Here is a 23,274-nt window from a genome sequence, read left to right on the forward strand (position 1 = left end):
AAAATATGGTTGCTCATGAACTTCTTCTAATGTGATACAGGCTTAAAAAAGGATAACATAAAATTGAAGATTTATTTGGTAGGTGGAGCTATCCGAGACGAATTATTAGGAATACCAGTAAAGGAAAAAGATTGGGTTGTGATAGGTGCTACACCTGAAGTAATGGTTAATAGTGGTTTTAAACCAATTGGAAAGGAGTTTCCAGTATTTTTGCATCCTCAAACCCGTGAAGAATACGCACTCGCCCGTGTAGAACATAAAATTTCTAAGGGTTATAAAGGATTTAGTATCTATGCAGCTCCTGATATAGCATTGGAAGAGGATTTAAAACGACGGGACCTAACAATTAATGCTATGGCTAAAACGCTGACAGGAAAAATTATCGATCCTTACGGTGGACAAAAAGATATACAAAAAAAGATTTTTCGTCATGTATCCCCTGCTTTTCGAGAAGACCCGGTACGAATTTTACGTTTAGCCCGTTTGTCAACTAAATTTCCTGAGTTTTCTGTTCATCCTAAAACACTAAAACTAATGAGGGAGATGGTGAAAGCAGGTGAAGTAAATACATTGGTACCTGAACGAGTATGGCAAGAACTGGTACGTGCACTTGCTAACAAAAATCCAGTTCGATTTTTTACAGTATTACACGATTGCGGTGCTTTAGCTATTTTATTTAGTTCTCTTCGTCTTGATAATAAAGGTATGCGTGCTTTAATTAGCATTGTAAACCAAACTTTATCTCCTGTTATTCGGTTTGCTGTTTTATTAAGTGATCTTTCTTTAGAAGCTATTCAGAAACTGACTTTGCAGTATCATATCCCAAATGAATATTACAATTTATCCATTATGATTTCAAAATTTCAAAGATTATATAGATATATTGATCAAATGAATGCAAAAGAATTACTGAATTTTATTCTTAAAACTGATGCTCTGAGAAGAGATAAACGTTTTGAACAATTTCTTTTTGTTTGCACAGCACTTTATCCGACATCAAAGATGCATAGTACAAAAATTAAACAAGTCATTAAGACTGTGAAGTCAATAGATATCAAATATTTGCAAAAACAATGTCTTATAGGAAAGCATTTTGCAAAAGCACTTGAAGAACTGCGACTCAAGGCAATCCATCAACTGTTAATTACACGCACAGAATGATAGCTTTCTTTGCCATTATAATGCAAGACGAGCGATTTGATTACCTGTTTTAAAACCGAGTAGAATAGCATCATAATTACGAGTTAAGGCTATTACTTTGAATAATTCACCCATTTCACTAGGAAATATTAGCTTTTTAATTTGTTGCGTAATTTGAAAATGTTCAATTGTGTTCTTCAAAGAAGAAGCAAATGAAATAATACCACAATTTAGTAAGAAATTTGCCTGATGAACAAATCCTGCCACTGTTAAGTGATTTTGAGCAGCTATTTTTGCAATAGCTGTAAAATTAACGTGGATAGTAATATCTTGAATGCCAGGAAAAATTAGTGGGTTAAAATGACTATGATGTCGATAATAACAGGTAATAGTACCTCGATTGCGGTCTTGATGGTAGTATTCATGCTGTGGGAATCCATAATCAATCAACAGAATTAATCCTTTTTTTAGCGTATTTGCTAGAGAAGTAATCCATGATTTTAATAATAAGTTAATTTCTGATTCGTAATCATTTGGAAAATTAATCCCTAAACTTTTAACTTGTTGAACTAAATCAGATGACGATGGATTGTCTATTTTCCATAACAATGCTCCTTTGTTGCCATCTACATATATTTCTTTAATAGTGTTATTTTCGATTCTGAATTTATGAGCTGGTATTGCATCTATTATTTCATTTCCAATAATAACGCCTGTAAAATGCGTAGGTAATTGATCTAGCCATACAACATGATGAAATAATTCCGGCACTTCTTTTTGAAGAAGTTTTGTTTGATGTAATCGAAGACTTTTACTAACTTCTAAAATGAAATAGTGGTTAGGTAAAAATTGATTATGTTGAAGTTCTTTTAATATATCGACAGCCATTATTCCAGTACCTGCACCAAGTTCAAGTATATCTCCACCATTTAGATCATTTAATATCTGATAGCATTGGCGCGCTATGCATCGAGAAAAAATAGGAGAAATTTCAGGCGCTGTAATAAAATCACCCGCTTCTCCAAATTTTGGAACATCGGTGCTGTAATATCCAAAGTTAGATTCATAAAGAGCTAAATGCATATAATGCGCAAAAGTGAGCGGTCCTGTTTGAGCAATTTTTTTGAGAATCTTCGATTTCAAGCGATTACTTTGAGAGAGCGTAATGGCATTTGGGGGTGATAGATTCTTTAGCATATGAGCACTCTAAAATAATATTATAAAATAATTATTATTATTTGCAGAAATTTTTTATTTCTAACTGTTTTAGATCTTTAGTAGTATTCTAAAACTATAGGTAACACGTAAATCTTTAACTTCAGAGTAAATGCTAGTATAAATTGATAGGTGATTATAAAACTCACGTTTGACAGAAATGTTGAAACTGCTAATATGAAACCGCGACTCACAAAAATTATAAAACTAAATTGATGGGGTGTCGCCAAGTGGTAAGGCACTGGGTTTTGATCCCAGCATTCCCAGGTTCGAATCCTGGCACCCCAGTTGTGGTTTCGTTTTAGTATTTGTTGGTATTAAGAATATTATGTCTAATCTTAAAGATATTCGCATTTTTCACGGTAGCGCTAATCCTATGCTAGCCACTAACGTGGCAATAGAATTAAATACAATCATTGGTAAGGCACTGGTTACTCGTTTTAGTGATGGAGAAATTCGAATTGAAATTCAGGAAAATGTGCGAGGTAGAGATATCTATCTTATCCAATCAACCGGATATCCAGTCAATGAGAATGTTATGGAGTTAATTTTAATGGGAGATGCTTTTCGCCGAGCATCTGCGGCAAGTATTACTGCCGTTGTTCCTTATTTTGGTTACGCACGTCAAGATCGCAGAATTTATTCCTCTCGTGTACCTATAAGCGCAAAAGTAATCGCTGATATGATGAAAAATGTTGGTTTTTCCCGATTGATTACTATTGATCTCCATGCAGATCAAATTCAAGGATTTTTTTACATGCCAGTAGATAATATCCATGCTAGTATTACTGCGTTGGAAAAATACCAGTTACTTGAAAAATTAGAAAATCCCATGATCGTTTCTCCAGATGTTAGTGGAGTGGTACGTGCTCGTGCTATTGCTAAGAGATTGAACGATTTAGATTTAGCCATTATCGATAAACGTCGTCCTGGACCTAATCAAGCTGAAGTTATGAATGTCATTGGTAATGTAAAAGGGCGACATTGTATTATTGTAGATGATATTGTGGATACAGCTGGAACTTTATGTCATGCTGCGCGGGCTTTAAAAGATAAAGGTTCCATAACTGTCTCTTCTTATTGTACTCATCCTGTCTTATCAGGAAATGCTATTAAAAACATCATGGAATCTGCAATTGACACACTTATTGTTACCGATACTATTCCTTTACGACAGGAAGCGATGGCTTGTATAAAAATTAAACAAATTTTCCTTAGTCGTCTTATTGCTGAAACTATTTCTCGTATCAATCAGAAGGAATCGGTTAGTTCAATGTTTTTAATTAATTAATAGTTGTTTATATTAATTTTAAGTAAAAGTGTAGATAATATTATCTGTGTGGTATTCTTATTTGCAAAAGTAAGAAAGGTTTCCTTTGTTTTTTGCTCTTGTTATCCTTGTCGATGATATTTATTAGAGACTTTTAAAAAATTTCCCATTTTTAATATACTTGTATTCTACTTATAGACCCTACAAATTAGTGAATTATATAAATTATTTTAAGTTTTTTTGTGTGCTTCACATTGAAGGGTATAAATTGTACAATTTATAATCTACATTTAACATAAACTACAAATTTCTTTATTAAATCTAATCTCAGTAAAATCCTTTTCAAGAGGAGTATTATATGGTTATTGAAAGTTTTGAATTTCAAGCAGAATTACGAAGAGATGTTGGAACAAGAGCGGCACGTCGCATAAGACGACTACATAATGGGGTATTAGGTACGGTGTACGGTGCGGGAAAAATCCCTCAATCTATCGTTTTAACACAGAAAGACGTATTAAAAGCCTTTGAAAACGAAGCTACTTTTGCTTCTGTTTTAACGCTAAAGATTGATAATCAAGAACAAAAAGTTGTTCTGAAAGACTTACAACGTCACCATACGAAACCTAATATTCTTCATGTCGATTTTCAGCGTATCAAAGCATCTGAGAAAATTACGATGCGTGTCCCTTTGCATATTGTCGGTAGAGAAGCGTGTGTTGGAATAAAAGCCGGAGGTATGATTTCTCATCTTCAAACTGATGTGGAAGTCCGATGTTTTCCCGCTGATTTACCAGAGTATATTGAAATAGATATCTCTGCATTAGATTTAGACACATCGTTACATATATCAGACCTCAAATTACCCCATAGAGTTGAATTAACAACTGCTGTCGAAAGTATAAATAATGTACCTGTTGTAAATATTCATTTACCACGAGCAAGTAAAGCAGATATTGAAGCCGAAGCTCATGAAGAAGATAATCTATCTGCTCAATCTGAAAAAATAATGTCCAATAGCAGTGAGTTAAGTAAATAAAGGAAAGGATAATCGTTTCAATGAGAAACGAGATTAAGCTCATTGTTGGTTTAGGCAATCCTGGTGATAGATATGCTAAGACTCGGCATAATGCTGGCGTTTGGTTCATCGAAACTCTAGCTAACCAAAAGCAAAAACTTTTGTACAAAGAAAGTAAATTGCATTACGGATTTATTGGAAAATGGAATCATTGTTGGCTATTTAAACCTTCTACTTACATGAATGAAAGTGGGCTAGCGGTAGCTTCTGTAGCTAGATTTTATAAACTAATTCCGAAAAAAATCTTAATAATACATGATGAATTAGATTTTTCTGTTGGAGATGTTCGACTAAAAAAAAATGGTGGACACGGTGGACACAATGGATTGCGCAGCATTATTCAGTATTTGGGAACTACTGATTTTTACCGATTACGAATTGGAATTGGTCATCCAAAAAGTAAAGACCAGGTTATTTCTTATGTATTAAGTTCTCCTTCGAAAGAAGATTATAGCGCTATTCTTATGGCTATCAAAAGAGGGATCTCTATTATCGAGAAATTAGTTGATAAATTTTAAAAAAATGATGTATAAGGGTAAGACTTTTCTAAAATTTCTTTTTTTTATTAGGTAAGAACATGGGATTGAAATGCGGTATTATAGGGCTGCCTAATGTTGGAAAATCAACGTTATTTAACGCATTAACTAAATTAAATGTTGCAGTATCTTACTATCCTTTTTGTACTATTGAACCTAAAGTAGGAGTTGTTTTTGTACCTGATATTCGACTGAAAAAAATTTCCCAGATTGCAAATTCAAAACGAATCATTCCTTCTACTGTTAGTTTTGTAGATATTGCTGGGCTTGTTTCTGGAGCTTCCAAAGGAATAGGATTAGGCAATCAGTTTCTCGCTAATATTCGTGAAACTCAAGCTATTATTCACGTTGTTCGATGTTTTGCAGATGAAAATGTTGTACATGTGTCAGGAACTGTAAGACCTCTCGCGGATATTGATGTAATAAATACGGAGTTAGCGTTAGCAGATATGGAAATGATCGATAAAATTTTAACTAAGCTGATCAAATATGGAAAACATGGAGATAAAAAAGTTCAGGATACTAAACTTTTATTCGAAAAATTCAAAAATTGGTTAAACGAAGGAAAACAGCTACGCAACCTTAAATTAACAAAAGAAGAGGAGTTTTTACTGCGGTATTATCAATTATTAACTATAAAACCAGTATTGTATATTGCTAATTTATCTAAAGAAAACTTCAAAAATAATCCGTTTTTAAAGCAAATTCTCGAATACACTATACAAGAAAATACAAAAGTGATTCCCATATGCGCTTCTCTCGAAGCAGAAATTGTACATTTTACTTTCTTAAAGCAAAGGAGATTTTTAAAAATCTTTAATCTTAGAGAAATAGGATTGAATCGTGTGATTCAAGCGAGTTATGCCCTATTGGGCCTGATTACTTTTTTTACTGCTGAAGTTAAAGAAACTCGCGCATGGGCTTGTCCGCGTAATTATACAGCATCTCAAGCTGCTGGGATGATACACACTGATTTTAAGAGACGTTTTATTTGCGCTGTAGTTATTAGTTATGATCACTATATTCAATATCGGGGAATAGCAGGGGCTAAACATGCAGGAAAATGTCGTATCGAAGGAAAAAATTATATTGTACAGGATGGAGATATAATATATTTTCGGATAGGAAGACATTAAGAGGATTTTAATTTTATCAGAGTGAAACTCGTAAATTGTCTTGTGGCTATGTAGCTCAGTTGGTTAGAGCACAGCACTCATAATGCTGATGTCGGTGGTTCGAATCCACTCATAGCCATATTTAACTTTAATTGAGTACAAATTTAAATGTACACACTATTTTGTATATTATATATATTGAAGCTCCAAAGTTAAATAGAGTTTCCGTAGGAGGTTAATTCGGTTTTATAACGAGAAGAAGATAATAAAGCTTATAGTTATATATCTATTTATTTGGATAAGATCTTTTAATTCAATAAAGTATTTTATTGCATTGTAATTAGAGATGATAATACATTTGTGTTTTAATATTGTTCTTAATTATTGTTTTCTTGATCTTAATAAATAAAACGGCCTTGCATATTGACAAAGTGTGCTATTATACTATTTGCTTCACCCGATTTAAATTTTGTTAGGCAAGTAAGTACATAGTGGGAAAACAAGTGTCTGTTAATCAAAAATGGTTATTAGTAGATGCAGAAGGTAAGACGCTTGGGCGATTGGCAAGCTGGATTGCCGTACGTTTACTAGGAAAGCACAAGCCAGAGTATGTTCAACATACCAATATTGGAGATTTTATTGTTGTCATCAATGCAGGTAAAATTCGCGTTACCGGTAAGAAATTAGAAGAAAAACAATATCATCGTCATTCTGGGTATCCAGGAGGTATAAAAACTGTCAATTTTTCTAATTTGCAAAAAAATCACCCAGGGCGTGTATTAGAATTAGCAGTTAAAAGGATGTTGCCTAAGGGGTCTTTAGGACGAAATGCTTACAGAAAATTGAAGATTTATTCTGGAATGCATCATCCTCATCAGGCACAAAACCCGAGCTTGGTTATTATAAAGTAGAGAGAGATAGAGTAGAGAGAGATAGAGTAGAGAGATAAAAGCGTCATAAAAAAGCAGGATTTTTTGAGGTGTGTACGCGTGGTAATAAATGAACAATTAGAAAATGAAAAAAAGAAACATCTGAGTACGGGTCGACGAAAAACAGCTTCTGCGCGTGTCTTTTTAAGGAGCGGTTCTGGCGTAGTGATGGTTAATGGACAAAAGTTAAGTGATTATTTTAGTCGAAAGACTTCTCAGATGGTTGTTTATCAGCCTTTGGTGAGACTGAATGTTCTGTCTAAATTTGACATCTGTGCTACTGTTAAAGGAGGAGGTGATAGTGGTCAAGCGGGGGCAATTCGCCTAGGAATTACTAGGGCTTTAGTAGCATATGGGGAAGAAAATGAGAAAGGTGAGAGTAAATTATGGAGGAGCACATTACGAAAAGCTGGTTTTATTACTAGAGATCCCCGTATGGTTGAACGTAAGAAGGTAGGTCGCCATAAAGCACGTAAAGGTACTCAATATTCTAAACGATAATAATCGTCAAGTAGTATTCCAGTAAGGAAATAGAGAGTATAGAAAGCAGAGTATGTATAAATAAAGATTTAGAAAATGATTGTGTTGAAGCGTTCTGTCATGACGCTCTACTCGGATCCTGTGGATATTTATAGTCACCAGGTGAGAATAGTGTTAGCAGAAAAAGGTATTGGGTTTGATACTATCAATGTTGATGTAGATTTCCCTGTTGAAGATTTGCTTGAATTTAATCCATACGGAACCTTACCGACTCTTGTGGATCGGGAATTAATTTTGTTCAATTCACATATTATTATGGAATATTTGGACGAGCGTTTTCCTCATCCTCCGTTGTTGCCTGTTTATCCTGTAGCTCGAGCGAAGTGTCGTTTGTTGATACATCGCATTGAAAAAGATTTATATTCACAATTAAAATCTATTGAAAGGCATGACTTGAAGCAAGGAGATAATAAGGGAGATAAAGGTGAAACTCTTAAGAAAGCGTTGGTGTTAATGGAGCCAATTTTTAAGGAAAAACCTTATTTTATGAATGATGAATTTACATTAGTAGATTGCGTTTTATTTCCGCTGTTGTGGAGGTTATCGTATTTAAATATTCAGTTACCTAATTCAGCAAAAGCTATTGTAAACTATATAGATCGGTTATTTGATCGAGAGTCTTTAAAAGAAAGTTTGAGTGAGATCGAACGTGGATATAGGTAAACAGATTGTATAAAAAGCGAGATTTTTAAAAATGACAATCTCCAGTCGTCCTTATTTGTTAAGAGCTATTTATGCGTGGCTTACGGATAGTCAATTAACTCCGTACATTATAGTGAATGCTATGCATCCAGAAGTGAAAGTTCCAAAGCGTTTCGTAACACAAGATGGAAAAACAATTTTAAATATTGGACCTCAGGCAGTCAATCGACTACATATGGGTAATAAAGTGGTAGAATTTGATACACGTTTTTCTGGTATTATTTATCACGTTTTTTTTCCTGTTTTATCAGTGATGGCGATTTATGCTTTTGAAAATGGCTGTGGTATGTTGTTTCATGAAGAAACAAGCGACGACGATGACAGAAGTAGTTGTTATAATCGTGATGATGAAGATAATAAAGATTTGTTGCTATCGGAAAGTGTATTACCTGAGAAAAAAGAAAGACCAAATCTTAAAATTGTTAAGTGATTTTAAGACTATCAATCATGGTGCATTAATTTTGTGAATTTTGATAGTGCTGTTCATTTTGTTTCAGTTATTATTTTGCCTCTATTATTTGCTATTACTATACATGAAGCTGCTCATGGATGGGCAGCGAGTAAATTTGGAGATAAGACCGCTCTTATTATGGGCCGAGTTACATTGAATCCCATAAAACATATCGATCTTCTAGGCACTCTTATTTTTCCTATCTTAATGTTAATTCTTAGCAAATTCACATTTACTTTTGGATGGGCAAAACCTGTTCCTGTTGTTTGGCAAAATTTGACAAAACCCCGTAGAGATATGGCACTTGTGGCATTAATAGGTTCTTTTGCTAATCTACTTATGGTATTTTTATGGGCAATTATTGCAAAATTAAGCATTGTCTTGGGAAATAAAGTAGAGGATGTTATTGCCTTAGAAGATATAGCGATTTTCTTTTACAATGCAGGAATTTTTGGAATACTAGTTAATATAGTATGCTCAATGTTAAATTTAATTCCTATTCCTCCTTTAGATGGTGGACGTGTTGTTTTTGCCATTTTACCGCCTAAAATGGCTTATAGATACTCAAAAATAGAGCCTTATGGAGTATGGATATTATTACTTTTATCAGTATTTGGATTATTTAGTCGAATATTTTTTCCTCTTACTCTCTATCTTGCTCAATTTATTCGTTATCTTTTTGGACTTTAGTTATTTCTAGAATCTATTGTGTACAACATTAATCTAAAACATAGTCACAAATTGGTGAGGGGTAGTCTTATGTCTTTGATAAATAATATTTCAATCAAAGACGGATTGTCGTGCAGTTAAAGTTATTACTTTCTAAATTAGAAAACAATTACGTTGATTTATTTTTGTTGTAAAATACAATGCATATGAATTTAGCTTTCTTACAATATAAGGAAAGGTAGTTGTGGTTTTTTGTATTAAAAATAGAGCTGTTTATCGTCTAAAATAAAAAAACTATAGGGAATAATTAGTATTTTGTTTGGCTGTTTGTATGTTGTCGCTACTCCGATTGGTAATATGATTGATATTACTCTACGAGCGATAAAAATATTACAATTCGTTGACTTAATTGCAGTAGAAAGTCAAAGACACAGCAAAAGTTTGTTGCGACATCATGACATAAAAACAGACTTATTATCTTTAAACGCGCACAATGAAGTTATTCGTACTGCTGTGCTATGCGAAAAATTAAAGCAAGGTCTCAATATTGCTATTATTTCGGATGCAGGCACTCCATTAATTAGTGATCCCGGCTACCGGTTAGTTGTTGCCGCGAAAAAAGCAGATATTAGAGTTATACCTATTCCAGGAGCATGTGCAGGAATTGCCGCTCTATCGTCTTCTGGTTTGCCTACTAATCGTTTTGCTTTTGAGGGATTTCTACCTAAAAAAGAAGATTTACGACGAAAAAAACTCGAAAAATTAAAAAAAGAACCACGCACTCTCATTTTCTATGAATCTGTGCATCGTATTAAGGATTTGATTAATCTATTAAACGAAATTTTTGGTCCGGAGCGTATGGCTGTAGTAGCTCGAGAATTAACAAAAAAGTTTGAAACTATCCATAGTAAATCTCTATTAGAATTAAAAAAATGGTTAAGTGAAGACCCAAAACAACAAAAGGGTGAATTTGTAATCCTCGTTGCAGGATGTTTTGAAAAGAAAAAAGAAATAGGAGAGGAACAGCGTCATCTATTATCTGTGCTGTTGAGTGAGTTGTCACTTAAACAAGCAGTAACCTTAGCCACAAGAATAAGCGGCGCTTCTCGAAAGCAGCTGTATTCGTTGGCACTTGTTATTCAACAACAACGTATTATTTCATCGTTATAATAGTTTTATAATCCAAATAATTTTTTGTGATTTATTGATCATAACAGATAACTATTACTTACACGTTTTTTCTTATAAATCTTTTTCTGATTTATACATCCGTGGTGCGTATATAGTTTTTTAGTATAGATGTGTTCGCTACTGTTAAGTTACCGTGTTTTTGGGGAAGCGCAAAAAGTACAAAGAGTAAGTACCCACATTCACAAATTCAGCCCAACCGCCCTTGACTTAGATGAGATTTATTCGTTCTAGAATGAAATTATATTAAGTACAATATCTCTTTATAACAAGAGTATTTTTTTATCGCTATGCAGGAAATCAGTTCGGACTTAGTCATAATATTGCTGTACAGTTTATAATTAAATAGAAAGACTTTGCTGAATTTTTCTTAGTTCTGTAAATTACAACTTACTAAAAATTTACCGATTTTCTAGACAAATACGATTAATATTCTTTATATAACCTGTTTTCCTGTTTCAGATAGTATTTTTTTGTCGAATAGCACAATATTGTTTTGCAACAATATCAAACGATTAGTTACAATCCATGAAAGAACTTTTGGATATAGCATGTGTTCAAGAGTTTGTACTCGCGTGAATAAAATTTTCAAAGTATCGTGACGTGAAACAAAAAACCGAGCTTGACAAATGATAGGCCCACCATCTAAACGTTCTGTTACATAGTGTACGCTAACACCGTGTTCTCGGTCACCAGCTGCTAGTACACGAGCATGAGTATTAAGTCCTGGGTATTTTGGGAGGAGAGATGGGTGTATATTAAGTATACGTCCTTTATAATAATCTACAAAACAACTGCTTAATTTTCTCATGAAGCCAGCAAGAAGAATAAATTTAGGGCGATATTTATCAATAGTTTCTTGGAGAATGCGTTCAAAACCATCCCGAGAAAAATTAATATGAGGAATAGTTCTGGTAGGAATACGATACTCTTTAGCTCGTTTGAGACCATAAGCATCTTTACAATTACTAATGACCGCGCGTATCTCTACCGACAAGCCTCTTTCTATTGCATTAATAATGGCTTGTAAGTTACTGCCGTTTCCTGAAATTAAAACAACAATCGGTAATTTTTCAGACATTATTAATTTATCAAAACTCTAGGTTGCTTATGGATAGAATGCTGAATTTCACCTATAATCCAAGCCTTTTCACCAAGATGAAAAAGCAAATCTAGTACTTTATTTGTATCTTTTTTTGCAACGCAGAGAATCATACCTACTCCAACATTAAAAGTATGGATCATATCTTGTGTTGTTACATTACCTTCTCTTTGTATCCATTGAAAAATTGTTGGCCAAGTCCAACTTCGAGTACGAATAACAGCTTGAGTAAAAGAAGGTAATACGCGCGAAATATTTTCTATTAGTCCTCCACCTGTAATATGAGCTATAGCATGAGGATTACAATGATGTAAAACCTGTTTAATCGCCCGAGCATAAATTCTGGTAGGTATAAGTAAAGATTCTCCAAAAGAAGTGTTTTCAAAAACATCAGTGAGCTTTACTTTAGCGTGATCAAGAATTTTATAAATCAAAGAATAGCCGTTGGCATGTGGTCCTGATGAAGCCAAAGCTATTAAAGTATCTCCTAATTGTATTTTTTTCCCATCTATAATTTTCTTTTTTTCAACGATACCTACACAAAATCCTGCAAGATTATACTCGGAGGATGCATAAAATCCCGGCATTTCTGCTGTTTCACCACCGATCAAAGCCATCCCTGCTGCTGTACAGCCTTTCCCAATCCCTACTAGCACTCTTCGCGCTTGATTAATATCTAAGTGTCCCGTAGCATAATAATCCAAAAAAAATAGAGGATTTGCTCCGCTAGTAATAACATCATTAACACACATAGCGACTAAATCGATACCAATTGTATCGTGCTGGTTAAGGCGAGTAGCTAATTTTAATTTTGTTCCTACTCCGTCTGTCCCTGAGACTAGGACAGGGCAACTATAATCACTTGGCAATTCGAATAATCCGCTAAATCCCCCAATACCACTTAAAATTTCTGATCTATACGTTCGTTTAGCAATATGTTTTATTGCATCTACAAATAGACTAGCTTTTTTAGTGTCTACACCAGCATTGCGATAAGATAACGATTCTTTAGGCTCTAACATGAGATTAAGGATATCAAAAAAATATAGGTAGAAGGAAGAGAAAATATTATGTAATTTTTTAAAAGAGAATACATATTACAACCAACAATTTATTTAAATGCGAAAACTTAAAAAGTATAAAATCTTTAACAGTACGATGTTCTCAATATAAAATCGATTTGTCGCACAGCCTGTCTCTTGTATAGTATTCAAAGCGTCTACGTTTTTGAATCTTTAAATTTTTAGTAATTTTTAGCAATACTTTAAGTATTTAAAGATGGCTAAAGAAAAGCTAGTACTCCAATATAATAGAATAGTAGAGATACAGTGGTTTTGGAGACTTGTTGACAATACTTATACAACTAAATTTAGAGATATAATGTTATTATCTCTCTATAGTAGTCTTTTAATAGTCTTTCTTATTGTGTTTGTTTGTACGTGTGATGATGGCGACTTTTAAGATAGAGGAGAATGATACACGCTGTTTGTGGAAGTTAATAAAACCACTAGATGCTATTGTTTTCGATTGCGATGGAACTCTAAGTCAGATCAAAGGAATAGAGTATTTAGCAAAAAATAATCATGTAGATACTGCTGTTCGATTACTGACGGATATGGCGAAAAATCTCACGGGAATTACTGTGGATATTTATCGTCAATGCTTAGACTTAGTTCATCCTACAATCGAGCAAGTAGCTCGTCTAGGCGATCACTACTATGATCATTTAACACCAGATGCCGATAAAGTAATAGCTATATTTCAAAATATGAATAAACCAGTTTATGTGATTTCTGCTGGAATTAAAATGGCAGTCGCAGCTTTCTCTAAGCGTTTAGGCGTTCCTGTTACGCATATTTTTGCAGTTGATGTATATTTCGATCATAAAGGACAATTTGATACTTATGAAGAAGATTCTCCGATAATTTCCCAATTAGGAAAATGTAAAATAATCAAAAATCTAATAAAACAGCACCCTCGCATTGCACATATTGGCGATGGGATAAACGACGTAGAGGCTGCTAATTTATCAGAACGATTTATTGGATATGGTGGAGTTTGTTACCAACATCATATTGCAAAAAGAAGTGATTTTTATATCAAAACAAAAACATTAGCACCAGTTTTACCTTTATGTTTAGTTCTTGACGAACAAAAAAAATTGTCGCAGACAGAAAAGAAACTTTTCCAAAAGGGTTTAATTCAGATTAATCAGGGAAACTTATTGATTAACAAATAAATAGTTACAGAAAACAGAAGCAAAACAATTTCCTGAAAAATTTTTCAGAATAATAAAGGATAAATAATTAAGTACATTACAATTCAAAATCGTTTACTATTTTCTTAGTAACCGTTGGCTAGGTTCTTAAAAGTATTAGATCTCATGCGACCTCCTTAATCCTGGTATAATTTCTCTTCTAGAGAATTAATGTTTTGCATTCCTTGGCAAAAAACTTCATCTTCCATTACTGCTTGATGAAGCGAGATGTTGGTTTCTATGCCATCAATTACTAATTCAGTTAGAGCATTTTTCATTCTAGAAATAGCTGCTTGCCGATTCTCATTATAAGTAATTAACTTCCCAATCAGGGAATCGTAATACGGAGGTACTTTATAGTTTGTATAGAGATGAGAATCCATGCGAACACCTAATCCACCAGGCGCATGATAGGCAGTGACAATTCCAGAAGAAGGTATAAAGTTTTTTGGATCTTCGGCATTAATACGACACTCAATCGCATGACCTCTAATTGCAATATCTTGTTGTTTATAGCGTAAAGGATATCCAGCGGCTATATGAATTTGTTCTTTTATGATGTCAATACCTGTAATCATCTCTGTGACAGGATGTTCGACTTGAATGCGAGTATTCATTTCGATGAAATAAAATGTGCCTCCCTCATAAAGAAATTCAAATGTTCCAGCACTTCGATAATTCATAGCAATGCAAGCTTTAGTACATTGTTCACTAATAGTAATGCGTTGCTCTAGCGTAATACCTGAAGCAGGAGCTTCCTCAATAATTTTTTGATGACGTCGCTGCATCGAACAATCACGTTCTCCAAGATAAATAGCATGTCCTTTACCATCACCTAAAACTTGAATTTCGATATGTCTTGGATTCTTTAGATATTTCTCCATATAAATTTCATCTGTGCCAAAAGCAGTAATTGCTTCCATTCTTGTTAAAGCAATAAAATTCAATAAGTCTACTTCTTGGTATACCACACACATACCTCGACCACCTTCTCCACTGCTAGATTTGATTAAAACAGGATAACCAATGTGGCGAGCAATTGCTATATTAGCATTATCGTCTTTACTCAAAGCACTGTTGGATCCGGAAATGCAGGATAGACCTACTGATTTTACAGCCTTAATAGCTGAAATTTTATTTCCCATAAGACGAATAGTGTCATGAGCAGGTCCAATAAATATGAATCCACTATTTTCTACTTGCTCAGCAAAATTTGGATTCTCTGAGAGAAATCCATACCCTGGATGAATAGCATCAGCGTGAACAATTTCGGCTGCTGAGATAACAGCAGGAATACTTAAATAACTTTTAGAACTCTTTGGTGGTCCAATACAAACCGCTTCATCTGCTAAACGCACATGCATAAGATCTTGATCAGCAGTAGAATAAACCGCTACTGTTTGGATACCCATTTCTTTACAAGCTCTATGAATGCGTAAAGCAATTTCTCCACGATTGGCGATTAATATTTTTTTAAACATGGTATTCTGTTTCTCATTACTGGCTGATGAGAAAGAGTGGTTGACCAAATTCTACTGGCTGTTCATTTTCAACAAGGCAAGCGCTAATAATTCCGCTTTTATCAGCTTCAATGTTATTAAATATTTTCATTGCTTCAATAAGACATACGGTATCACCTATTGAGACTTTTTGCCCAATCTCTACAAAAGGCTGAGCTCCGGGTGTTGGTGATAAATAAACTGTTCCTACCATAGGGGATTTTAGAGGGTAATTATCCATGGTATTTGAACTAGAAGTCATTGTTATTTCTGATGTTATCTGATTATGACTATTAGAAGATTCTGACAGGTTGTCCTTAACAACAGTAGTTGGATGAAATGATTCAGAAAGCTTCTGTTGGGAAAACTGCACAATATGCATCGATTCCTCGCCAGATTTTATTGCAATTTCTTTAATTCTTGTTTTGTTGATCAACTTAATAAGTCTTTTAATTTTACGAATATCCACGCAATTCCTTATCAAATTAGTGTACCTAATTTACTATTTTTATCACCCAACTATGTGTTATCTGTTTCATGTTTAAGACGATCACAATTTTGCCCCACATTTTTCTTATTGTCTAGAATTTAAGATGTTTTATAGATGTAAATTTGTATAAATGTGAGTGAAAGAAAACGCTTATTGAGCATAGAGGTTATAAGATCAATATTTGCTTACAAAAAAGCAGGGTATCCGCAAAAGTTTTTATAATCAGTAATCTGTACATTTTACGCTATGATATGATTTTGCTTACACAATAAGAAATTATTTTCACACCTATTGTTTTTACGAAGTTGATAATATTTGACGTAATACAAATTGTAGGATACCGCCATGCTTATAATAAATCAATTCGTTTTCTGTATCGATTCGACAATATAGTGAAATTTTTTTAGTAGTACGATTTTTACCCCTAATTGTCATGATAAGATCTTTTTTAGGCTTTAGATCTTTCTTTATTCCAGTAATGTTAATTACTTCACTGCCATCTAATGTTAAGCTTTTCCGATTAGCACCATTTTTAAATTCTAAAGGTAGAATTCCCATGCCTACCAAGTTAGCACGATGGATACGCTCAAAACTTTCCGCAATAACAGCTTTAACACCTAGCAGTTTTGTACCTTTAGCAGCCCAATCACGTGAAGAACCCGTGCCGTATTCTTTTCCAGCAATGATTACTAATGGGACATTTTCATGACAGTATTTCATTGCAGCATCGTAAATAAATAATTCTTTTCCATCTGGAAAGTGCTTAGTCAATCCTCCTTTTGTATTGGAAAGCATTTCATTTTGAATATTAACATTTGTAAACATACCTCTCGTCATTACTTCATAATTTCCGCGACGAGAACCATAAGAATTAAAATCTTTGACAATAACACCTTGTGCAATTAAATACTTACCGGCAGGATGCTCTAGTTTAATGGGACCTGCTGGGGAGATATGGTCTGTCGTTACGCTGTCACCAAGTATTACTAATACGCGTGCTCCTTGTATTTCTTCTAAAGGTTTAGGATCAGCACTCATACCATTAAAAAATGGAGGTTTTTTTATGTAAGTAGAATTTTGCCATTTAAATGTATTATCCGGAGACACAGAAATACTCTGCCATTCAGAATCCCCTGTAAACACATCTGAGTATTTTTCACGAAATACTTTACTATTAATTATTTGAATTTCTCTATTAATTTCTGCACACGACGGCCAGATATCGCGTAAATAAATTAACTCTCCATGATCACTCGTTCCTAACGGATCTTTTGTAAGGTCAATGCGAGTAGTTCCTGCTAAAGCAAAAGCTATTACCAGAGGAGGAGACATCAACCAATTTGCTTTGACTAATGGATGAATACGGCCCTCGAAGTTACGATTTCCTGATAGAACAGTTGAGACAATTAAGTTATTTTCTATAATTGTTTTAGCAATTTCTTCTGATAATGGTCCAGAGTTGCCAATACAGGTTGTACAACCATACCCTACTAGATAAAATCCAAGTCGTTCTAAAAAATTAATCAATCTTGTTTTTTTTAAGTAGTCCATGACTACTTTGGAACCTGGGGCTAACGACGATTTTACCCATGGTTTTATTTTCAAACCTTTTTCTACAGCCATTTTGGCAAGTAATCCTGCGGTAAGCATCGTACTAGGATTAGAGGTATTAGTACAACTGGTGATTGCCGCAATTACCACATCTCCATGATGCAGATCATAATTATCTGTGCTTTTAAAAACTTGTCTTACTTCTTTTTTAGTCGTTTTATTGACTGTAGTAATAAAACACTCAGTAACTTTTCTTAAATCGGATAATTCGACACGATCTTGTGGTCGTGTCGGACCTGATATACTCGGTGTAACTGTAGAAAGATCTAAAAAAATCGTATCGCTAAAAGCGGCCTTTGGTGTATTTTCGTCATACCAAATACCTTGTGCTTTAGAGTAAGCTTTTGTTAACGCAATAACTTTCGGATTTCGACCAGTTAATTTCATATATTTAATACTTTCTGTGTCAATAGGAAAAAAACCACAGGTAGCTCCATACTCAGGAGCCATATTACTAACAGTTGCACGATCGGCAATGGAGAGTTCGGAAAGACCAGAACCATAAAACTCTACAAACTTCCCAACTACTCCTTTACGTCTTAATATTTGAGTTATTGTCAAAACAAGATCAGTGGCATTCACTGTTTCCTGTAATTTACCTGATAAATGAAAACCTACAACTTCAGGAATTGACATAGATATAGGTTGTCCTAACATAACTGCTTCCGCTTCAATACCGCCAACCCCCCACCCTAAAATACCTAAACCATTAATCATAGTAGTGTGACTGTCTGTGCCTATCACTGTATCTGGATAAGCAAACAACTTATTTCCTACTTGGCTATGCCATATTACGCGTCCTAGATATTCTAAATTCACTTGATGGCAAATGCCTGTTCCTGGCGGAACTAATTGAAAGTTATGAAATGCTTTCTGACCCCACTTTAGAAATGTGTATCGCTCGTAATTGCGTCGCATCTCTAGATGCATATTGTCACGTAGAGCTCTTTTATTTCCAAAAGTATCTACTTGGATTGAATGATCAACGATAAGATCCACAGGACAATGAGGATTGATTTTATTCGGATCGCTGTTCATTATTTCCATAGCATCTCGCATAGCAGCTAGATCTACTATAGCAGGAACTCCAGTGAAATCCTGCATAAGTATTCTAACGGGACGATAGACAATCTCTTGGTCAGAGTGTTGTTTTTGCATCCAATGTGTAAAAGCTTTTATGTGTTTCCAAGTGGTTATCTGACCATCTTCGTGCCGTAATTGATTTTCTAGAAGGATTTTTAGAGAGCAAGGTAAACGACGGATATTCGATAGCCCTGCCTTCTCTGCTGCTATAAGACTGTAGTAATAATAAGTTTCTCCATTGACGATTAATGTGCGTAATGTTTTAAATGAATCCATTGACAAAACCTCATAAAAATTTCGTAGTGTAATCTGAGACTACCACAAGTGCTTACTTTTGCCACATTTTTTCCGAAATAAGAGTTTTAATCTCTGTTGTTCCCATGTCTCGCTCTTGAATATTACTCTTGAATTTTTTTTAGGTGGCCCCATATACCACTACTAGTGGTCGTAGCTCGTTTCTGTGGGCTTTCATTAGTGAACTTTATTAATGCGAGGAGGTAATATGAATATACGTCCATTACACGATCGGGTGGTGGTTCATCGTCTTGAGGAAAAGGAACGTACTTCGGCGGGTGGTATTGTCATCCCTGACTCTGCCGCTGAAAAACCTTCTGAGGGGGATGTTGTTGCGGTTGGTCCTGGTAAATTTGACCATGGAGAGATTAGGCCATTGAATGTTAAGGTAGGCGATCGCATTTTATTTGGTAAGTATGCTGGAACTGAAGTCAAAGTCGGCGGAAAAGAATATGTCGTTATGCGAGAAGATGACATTATGGGTGTGATCGAGAGATAGTCGATAGTCGACAATGGAAATAATTTAAGAGGTAGAAGAAAATGTCTGCGAAAGTTTTAAAGTTTTCCCATGAGGCATTACACGCAATGAGTCGGGGGGTGGATGTTTTGGCGAATGCTGTAAAAGTAACTTTGGGTCCAAAAGGTCGCAATGTTATACTGGATAAATCTTTTGGTGCCCCGTCTGTTACTAAGGATGGTGTAAGCGTTGCTAAGGAAATCGAATTAAGAGACAAATTCGAAAATATGGGTGCTCAGATGGTTAAAGAAGTAGCTTCTCGTACCTCGGATGATGCTGGAGACGGAACAACGACTGCTACTGTGTTAGCACAGGCTATCTTGGTAGAAGGAATAAAAGCTGTCATTTCCGGTATGAATCCGATGGACTTAAAACGCGGTATTGATAAAGCAGTAATTGCTGCTGTTGCAGAACTAAAGAAAATTTCTAAGCCTTGTGAAGATAAAACCGCCATTGCTCAGGTTGGAACCATTTCGGCTAACTCGGATGAATCTATTGGTCAAATTATCGCCGATGCGATGGAAAAGGTAGGAAAGGAAGGAGTTATTACGGTAGAAGATGGATCAGGATTAGAAAATGAGTTGGAAGTAGTGGAAGGTATGCAGTTCGACAGAGGTTATTTGTCACCTTATTTTGTTAATAACCAACAGAACATGAGTGCAGAACTTGAAAATCCATTTATTCTACTGGTGGATAAAAAGATTTCTAATGTCCGGGAGCTGATTCCGTTGTTAGAAAACATTGCTAAGTCTGGTCGTCCACTCCTAGTAGTGGCAGAGGACGTTGAAGGCGAGGCGCTGGCTACTTTTGTAGTAAACAATATTCGCGGAGTTATGAAGGTGTCTGCTGTTAAAGCACCGGGTTTCGGTGATCGTCGAAAAGCGATGTTGCAAGATATTGCTATTTTAACAGGAAGTAAAGTAATTTCCGAAGAAGTTGGTCTATCCTTAGAATCGATAACTCTGGATGATTTAGGTTCTGCTAAGCGTGTAGTAGTCACTAAAGAGGATACGACTGTTATTGATGGAGCTGGTAACGCTAGAGACATTAAGGATCGTATAAGACAAATTCGCGCAGAAATTGAGGTCAGCACTTCTGACTATGACAAGGAAAAACTACAAGAACGGTTGGCTAAATTGTCGGGTGGTGTTGCAGTCATTAAGGTGGGTGCTGCCACAGAAGTTGAAATGAAGGAAAAGAAAGCGCGAGTGGAAGACGCTCTGCATGCGACTCGTGCTGCTGTAGAGGAAGGTGTGGTTCCTGGCGGTGGAGTGGCTTTGATTCGCGTTTTAGATGGTTTAAATAATGTCAAGGTGGATAACGAGGATCAACGTATGGGCGTCGAAATTGCGCGCCGTGCTATGGCATATCCATTGTCTCAGATTGTAAAAAATGCGGGAGAACAAGCTGCTGTTATCGCTAATGAAGTGTTAAATCATAAAGATGTGAATTATGGTTACAATGCTGCAAAAGGCGAATATGGTGATATGATTGATATGGGTATTCTTGATCCTACGAAAGTTACTCGCACTGCTTTGCAAAATGCTGCCTCTATCGCAGGTCTCATGATTACTACGGAATGTATGGTAACCGAATCTCCAAAGGAAAAGGAAGAATCTATGGTTGGTGGCGGTAGTGATATGAGTGGCATGGGTGGCGGTATGAGTGGCATGGGTGGCGGTATGATGTAAAAACAGAAAGGGGTTGTTTGCCCATTTCTGTTTGTTTCTCCTTTATTATTGATTGTTGTCACTTATGGTTTTTGTCACTGGAAGTCCCAAAGAGCCCTGCTTTTTTAAGCGGGGCTTTTTGTTTTCTTCTCCTTTGAACCCTTAATTTTTCTTTTTTAACGCATTTAGTTTTTCCGTCACTTGGGTGCTTCTTTGTAACGATTATCTGGTGAAATTTAAGGTGAAATTTAAATTGTATTTTAATGTTGCTGATGTAAATTAAATCTTAATTAGGATTTTTGCACATATTTTATCTAAATTTATTTTTATTTTTTAAAGCTCTGACCAAAAGAAAGAAGTGACATTATTAAGTGCAAAAACGGGTGTGGGTCTTTTTTATAGGTTTTAGAAGCATTTATAAAATATTTTCTAATCCATGCACTAAATGATCAAGTGCCATCACTTTGCGACACGCTATAAAAATTCCAGATGTCATGCATTTACGATCCATCCCATCGTGTCGAATAGTCAATACTTCCCCATTTCCACCAAAGAATACTGACTGTTGGGAAAAAAAGCCGGAAAGACGAACGGAATGAATTGGAACGTTATTTTTTAGTATTCCACGGGCAGGATTTCTAGATAAAGGAGTGTTTTCTTCTTTAGAATTGTTTTGTTTGTTGGAACAGTTCTGTTTTACGATTTTCATCTTTTGTGCGGTTCTGATTGCAGTACCTGAAGGAGCGTCCTGTTTGTAAGGATGGTGCATTTCAACAATTTCAGCATTAGAAAAATACTGAGAAGCGTCTTTTGCATATTTTATCATTAAGACCGCTCCTAAAAAAAAGTTTGGGGCAATTATCCCGCCTATTTTTTTTATCTGACATTGTTGCGATAAAATATTAATCTGTTCTACGGTTAATCCTGTGGTGCCAATTACTGGACGAGCTCCAGAGTTGATGATCGTCTTTGTATTGGAAAAAACTGCGCTGGGCACAGTAAAATCAATAACTACATCTGCTTTTTTCATTTTAATAGTTGCCATCAAGTCATCTTGTCTATTAGTTCCAGCAACCAAGCAAAAGTCAGACTGAGTTGCAATATTTTCCTTAATTATTTGACCCATTCTACCATTAATCCCATTAATAATAACGTTAATCATACAGATTAAAATTTTCTATTACAAAATTCCAGTTAACTATATACCAAAAATTATTAATATATTTTAGCCGATCATTTCGTGTGTCTATATAGTAAGCATGTTCCCATAAATCACATACTAGTAATGGTGTTTTTTTATCTACCATCGGGTTAACAGCATTTACTGTATTTAAGATTTCTAACTTTCCATTTTTATCTTTTACTAGCCAAGTCCATCCAGAGCCAAAATGATTGTTAGCTACATGAGTAAAAGTTGTTTTAAATTTTTCTAAGGATCCGAAATTATTATTTATTGCCGAATTTAAATCATCGTTACTATGTAGATTTCCACCACTACCTTTGGCACTCATACAACGCCAATAGAAGTCATGATTCCAACTTTGAGCAGCGTTATTAAAAATACTACCATCAGACTGCATAATGATTTCCTCGAGTGATTGATTCTCAAAGGACGTTCCTTTAATTAAATTATTTAATTTATTCACGTATGCACGATGATGCTTATCATGATGGTATTCTAAAGTCTCTTTAGAAATGTAAGGTTCTAAATCCCTCACACAATACGGTAAATTTAAAAGCTTAAAAACCATATAATCTCCTTACTAAATTATTCGAAATTTCTAGTTTTCGTCATCAAAACTAGACGCTTCTTATTGCACAAGCATTGATTTAATTGTGCTTTGCGTAACGAGGATGATATCTGATTATCGCTGAATTTTCTAGTTCTTTGGATTTTATTAAATTTAGAAAATTGACAAAT

General features: G+C 34.9%; 22 protein-coding genes and 2 tRNA genes. 16 read left to right on the forward strand and 8 right to left on the reverse strand.

Translation table 11 applies throughout. The annotated features are described in order from the left end of the window. The first annotated feature begins 63 nt into the window (after window positions 1–63). On the forward strand, window positions 64–1,161 hold the full coding sequence (locus Z664_RS00260; RefSeq protein ID WP_039669768.1) for a tRNA nucleotidyltransferase/poly(A) polymerase-related protein: 1,098 nt from the start codon (window positions 64–66) through the stop codon (window positions 1,159–1,161). Between the two features lie 15 nt (window positions 1,162–1,176). Here Z664_RS00260 and Z664_RS00265 read toward each other — a convergent pair whose 3' ends face one another. Next, the gene (locus tag Z664_RS00265) at window positions 1,177–2,337 is read right to left on the reverse strand and encodes a class I SAM-dependent methyltransferase (RefSeq protein WP_039669769.1); all 1,161 of its coding nucleotides are present in this window, start codon (window positions 2,335–2,337) and stop codon (window positions 1,177–1,179) included. Between the two features lie 234 nt (window positions 2,338–2,571). Here Z664_RS00265 and Z664_RS00270 point away from each other — a divergent pair. The 12 genes from Z664_RS00270 to rsmI all read left to right on the forward strand — a co-directional run bounded on the left by Z664_RS00270 (window position 2,572) and on the right by rsmI (window position 10,812). Continuing rightward, window positions 2,572–2,643 (forward strand) — tRNA-Gln (locus tag Z664_RS00270). A 40-nt stretch (window positions 2,644–2,683) separates the two neighbouring features. Beyond that, complete coding sequence (locus tag Z664_RS00275; RefSeq protein WP_039670167.1) at window positions 2,684–3,646, forward strand: ribose-phosphate pyrophosphokinase; 963 nt, start codon at window positions 2,684–2,686, stop codon at window positions 3,644–3,646. A 337-nt stretch (window positions 3,647–3,983) separates the two neighbouring features. After that, a complete protein-coding gene (locus tag Z664_RS00280) occupies window positions 3,984–4,661 on the forward strand; it encodes a 50S ribosomal protein L25/general stress protein Ctc (protein ID WP_039669770.1) in 678 nt (225 codons plus the stop codon). 20 nt (window positions 4,662–4,681) lie between these two features. Further along, entirely contained in the window at window positions 4,682–5,218 is a 537-nt protein-coding gene (pth, locus tag Z664_RS00285; protein ID WP_039669771.1) for an aminoacyl-tRNA hydrolase, read from the forward strand. Between the two features lie 59 nt (window positions 5,219–5,277). Beyond that, window positions 5,278–6,372, forward strand: a complete 1,095-nt coding sequence (gene ychF, locus Z664_RS00290; protein ID WP_039669772.1) for a redox-regulated ATPase YchF — start codon at window positions 5,278–5,280, stop codon at window positions 6,370–6,372. 44 nt (window positions 6,373–6,416) lie between these two features. Then, window positions 6,417–6,490 (forward strand) — tRNA-Met (locus Z664_RS00295). A gap of 349 nt (window positions 6,491–6,839) precedes the next feature. Then, the gene (gene rplM / locus Z664_RS00300) at window positions 6,840–7,262 is read left to right on the forward strand and encodes a 50S ribosomal protein L13 (protein ID WP_039669773.1); all 423 of its coding nucleotides are present in this window, start codon (window positions 6,840–6,842) and stop codon (window positions 7,260–7,262) included. A gap of 84 nt (window positions 7,263–7,346) precedes the next feature. After that, entirely contained in the window at window positions 7,347–7,781 is a 435-nt protein-coding gene (gene rpsI / locus Z664_RS00305) for a 30S ribosomal protein S9 (protein WP_039670168.1), read from the forward strand. 81 nt (window positions 7,782–7,862) lie between these two features. Then, window positions 7,863–8,483 carry a glutathione S-transferase N-terminal domain-containing protein gene (locus Z664_RS00310; protein WP_245591088.1) on the forward strand — a complete coding sequence of 207 codons (621 nt, stop codon included), beginning with the start codon at window positions 7,863–7,865 and terminating at the stop codon, window positions 8,481–8,483. 31 nt (window positions 8,484–8,514) lie between these two features. Then, a complete protein-coding gene (locus Z664_RS00315; RefSeq protein ID WP_039669775.1) occupies window positions 8,515–8,952 on the forward strand; it encodes a ClpXP protease specificity-enhancing factor in 438 nt (145 codons plus the stop codon). A gap of 33 nt (window positions 8,953–8,985) precedes the next feature. Beyond that, window positions 8,986–9,663, forward strand: a complete 678-nt coding sequence (locus tag Z664_RS00320) for a site-2 protease family protein (RefSeq protein ID WP_039669776.1) — start codon at window positions 8,986–8,988, stop codon at window positions 9,661–9,663. A 294-nt stretch (window positions 9,664–9,957) separates the two neighbouring features. Further along, window positions 9,958–10,812 carry a 16S rRNA (cytidine(1402)-2'-O)-methyltransferase gene (gene rsmI / locus Z664_RS00325; RefSeq protein WP_245591078.1) on the forward strand — a complete coding sequence of 285 codons (855 nt, stop codon included), beginning with the start codon at window positions 9,958–9,960 and terminating at the stop codon, window positions 10,810–10,812. Between the two features lie 454 nt (window positions 10,813–11,266). On the opposite strand, the gene purN is transcribed toward rsmI, so the two are convergent. Further along, window positions 11,267–11,911 carry a phosphoribosylglycinamide formyltransferase gene (gene purN, locus Z664_RS00330; RefSeq protein WP_039669778.1) on the reverse strand — a complete coding sequence of 215 codons (645 nt, stop codon included), beginning with the start codon at window positions 11,909–11,911 and terminating at the stop codon, window positions 11,267–11,269. A 2-nt stretch (window positions 11,912–11,913) separates the two neighbouring features. Next, entirely contained in the window at window positions 11,914–12,954 is a 1,041-nt protein-coding gene (gene purM, locus Z664_RS00335; protein ID WP_039669779.1) for a phosphoribosylformylglycinamidine cyclo-ligase, read from the reverse strand. A gap of 422 nt (window positions 12,955–13,376) precedes the next feature. On the opposite strand from purM, the gene Z664_RS00340 reads away from it, so the two are divergent. Further along, window positions 13,377–14,171: an HAD-IB family phosphatase gene (locus Z664_RS00340; RefSeq protein WP_230206108.1), complete on the forward strand. Its 795-nt coding sequence runs from the start codon at window positions 13,377–13,379 to the stop codon at window positions 14,169–14,171. A 155-nt stretch (window positions 14,172–14,326) separates the two neighbouring features. Here Z664_RS00340 and accC read toward each other — a convergent pair whose 3' ends face one another. The 3 genes from accC to acnA all read right to left on the reverse strand — a co-directional run bounded on the left by accC (window position 14,327) and on the right by acnA (window position 19,148). Then, on the reverse strand, window positions 14,327–15,670 hold the full coding sequence (accC, locus tag Z664_RS00345; protein WP_039669781.1) for an acetyl-CoA carboxylase biotin carboxylase subunit: 1,344 nt from the start codon (window positions 15,668–15,670) through the stop codon (window positions 14,327–14,329). A 16-nt stretch (window positions 15,671–15,686) separates the two neighbouring features. Continuing rightward, window positions 15,687–16,157 (reverse strand): acetyl-CoA carboxylase biotin carboxyl carrier protein, encoded by a 471-nt coding sequence (gene accB, locus Z664_RS00350; protein WP_039669782.1) that lies wholly within the window; start codon window positions 16,155–16,157, stop codon window positions 15,687–15,689. A 318-nt stretch (window positions 16,158–16,475) separates the two neighbouring features. Further along, a complete protein-coding gene (gene acnA, locus Z664_RS00355; RefSeq protein ID WP_039669783.1) occupies window positions 16,476–19,148 on the reverse strand; it encodes an aconitate hydratase AcnA in 2,673 nt (890 codons plus the stop codon). A gap of 226 nt (window positions 19,149–19,374) precedes the next feature. On the opposite strand from acnA, the gene Z664_RS00360 reads away from it, so the two are divergent. Together Z664_RS00360 and groL are read left to right on the forward strand one after the other, a co-directional pair. Beyond that, window positions 19,375–19,665, forward strand: a complete 291-nt coding sequence (locus Z664_RS00360) for a co-chaperone GroES (protein ID WP_039670169.1) — start codon at window positions 19,375–19,377, stop codon at window positions 19,663–19,665. 41 nt (window positions 19,666–19,706) lie between these two features. Beyond that, window positions 19,707–21,374, forward strand: coding sequence for a chaperonin GroEL (gene groL / locus Z664_RS00365; RefSeq protein ID WP_039669784.1), 1,668 nt, complete (start codon window positions 19,707–19,709; stop codon window positions 21,372–21,374). 394 nt (window positions 21,375–21,768) lie between these two features. Here groL and dapB read toward each other — a convergent pair whose 3' ends face one another. Both dapB and Z664_RS00375 read right to left on the reverse strand, forming a co-directional pair. Beyond that, window positions 21,769–22,515: a 4-hydroxy-tetrahydrodipicolinate reductase gene (gene dapB / locus Z664_RS00370; protein WP_039669785.1), complete on the reverse strand. Its 747-nt coding sequence runs from the start codon at window positions 22,513–22,515 to the stop codon at window positions 21,769–21,771. Then, entirely contained in the window at window positions 22,508–23,104 is a 597-nt protein-coding gene (locus Z664_RS00375; RefSeq protein ID WP_039669786.1) for a superoxide dismutase, read from the reverse strand. The genes dapB and Z664_RS00375 overlap by 8 nt, the downstream gene beginning before the upstream one ends. Window positions 23,105–23,274 lie beyond the last annotated feature (170 nt).

The organism is Coxiella endosymbiont of Amblyomma americanum (assembly GCF_000815025.1).
Classification (GTDB): Bacteria; Pseudomonadota; Gammaproteobacteria; order Coxiellales; family Coxiellaceae; genus Coxiella.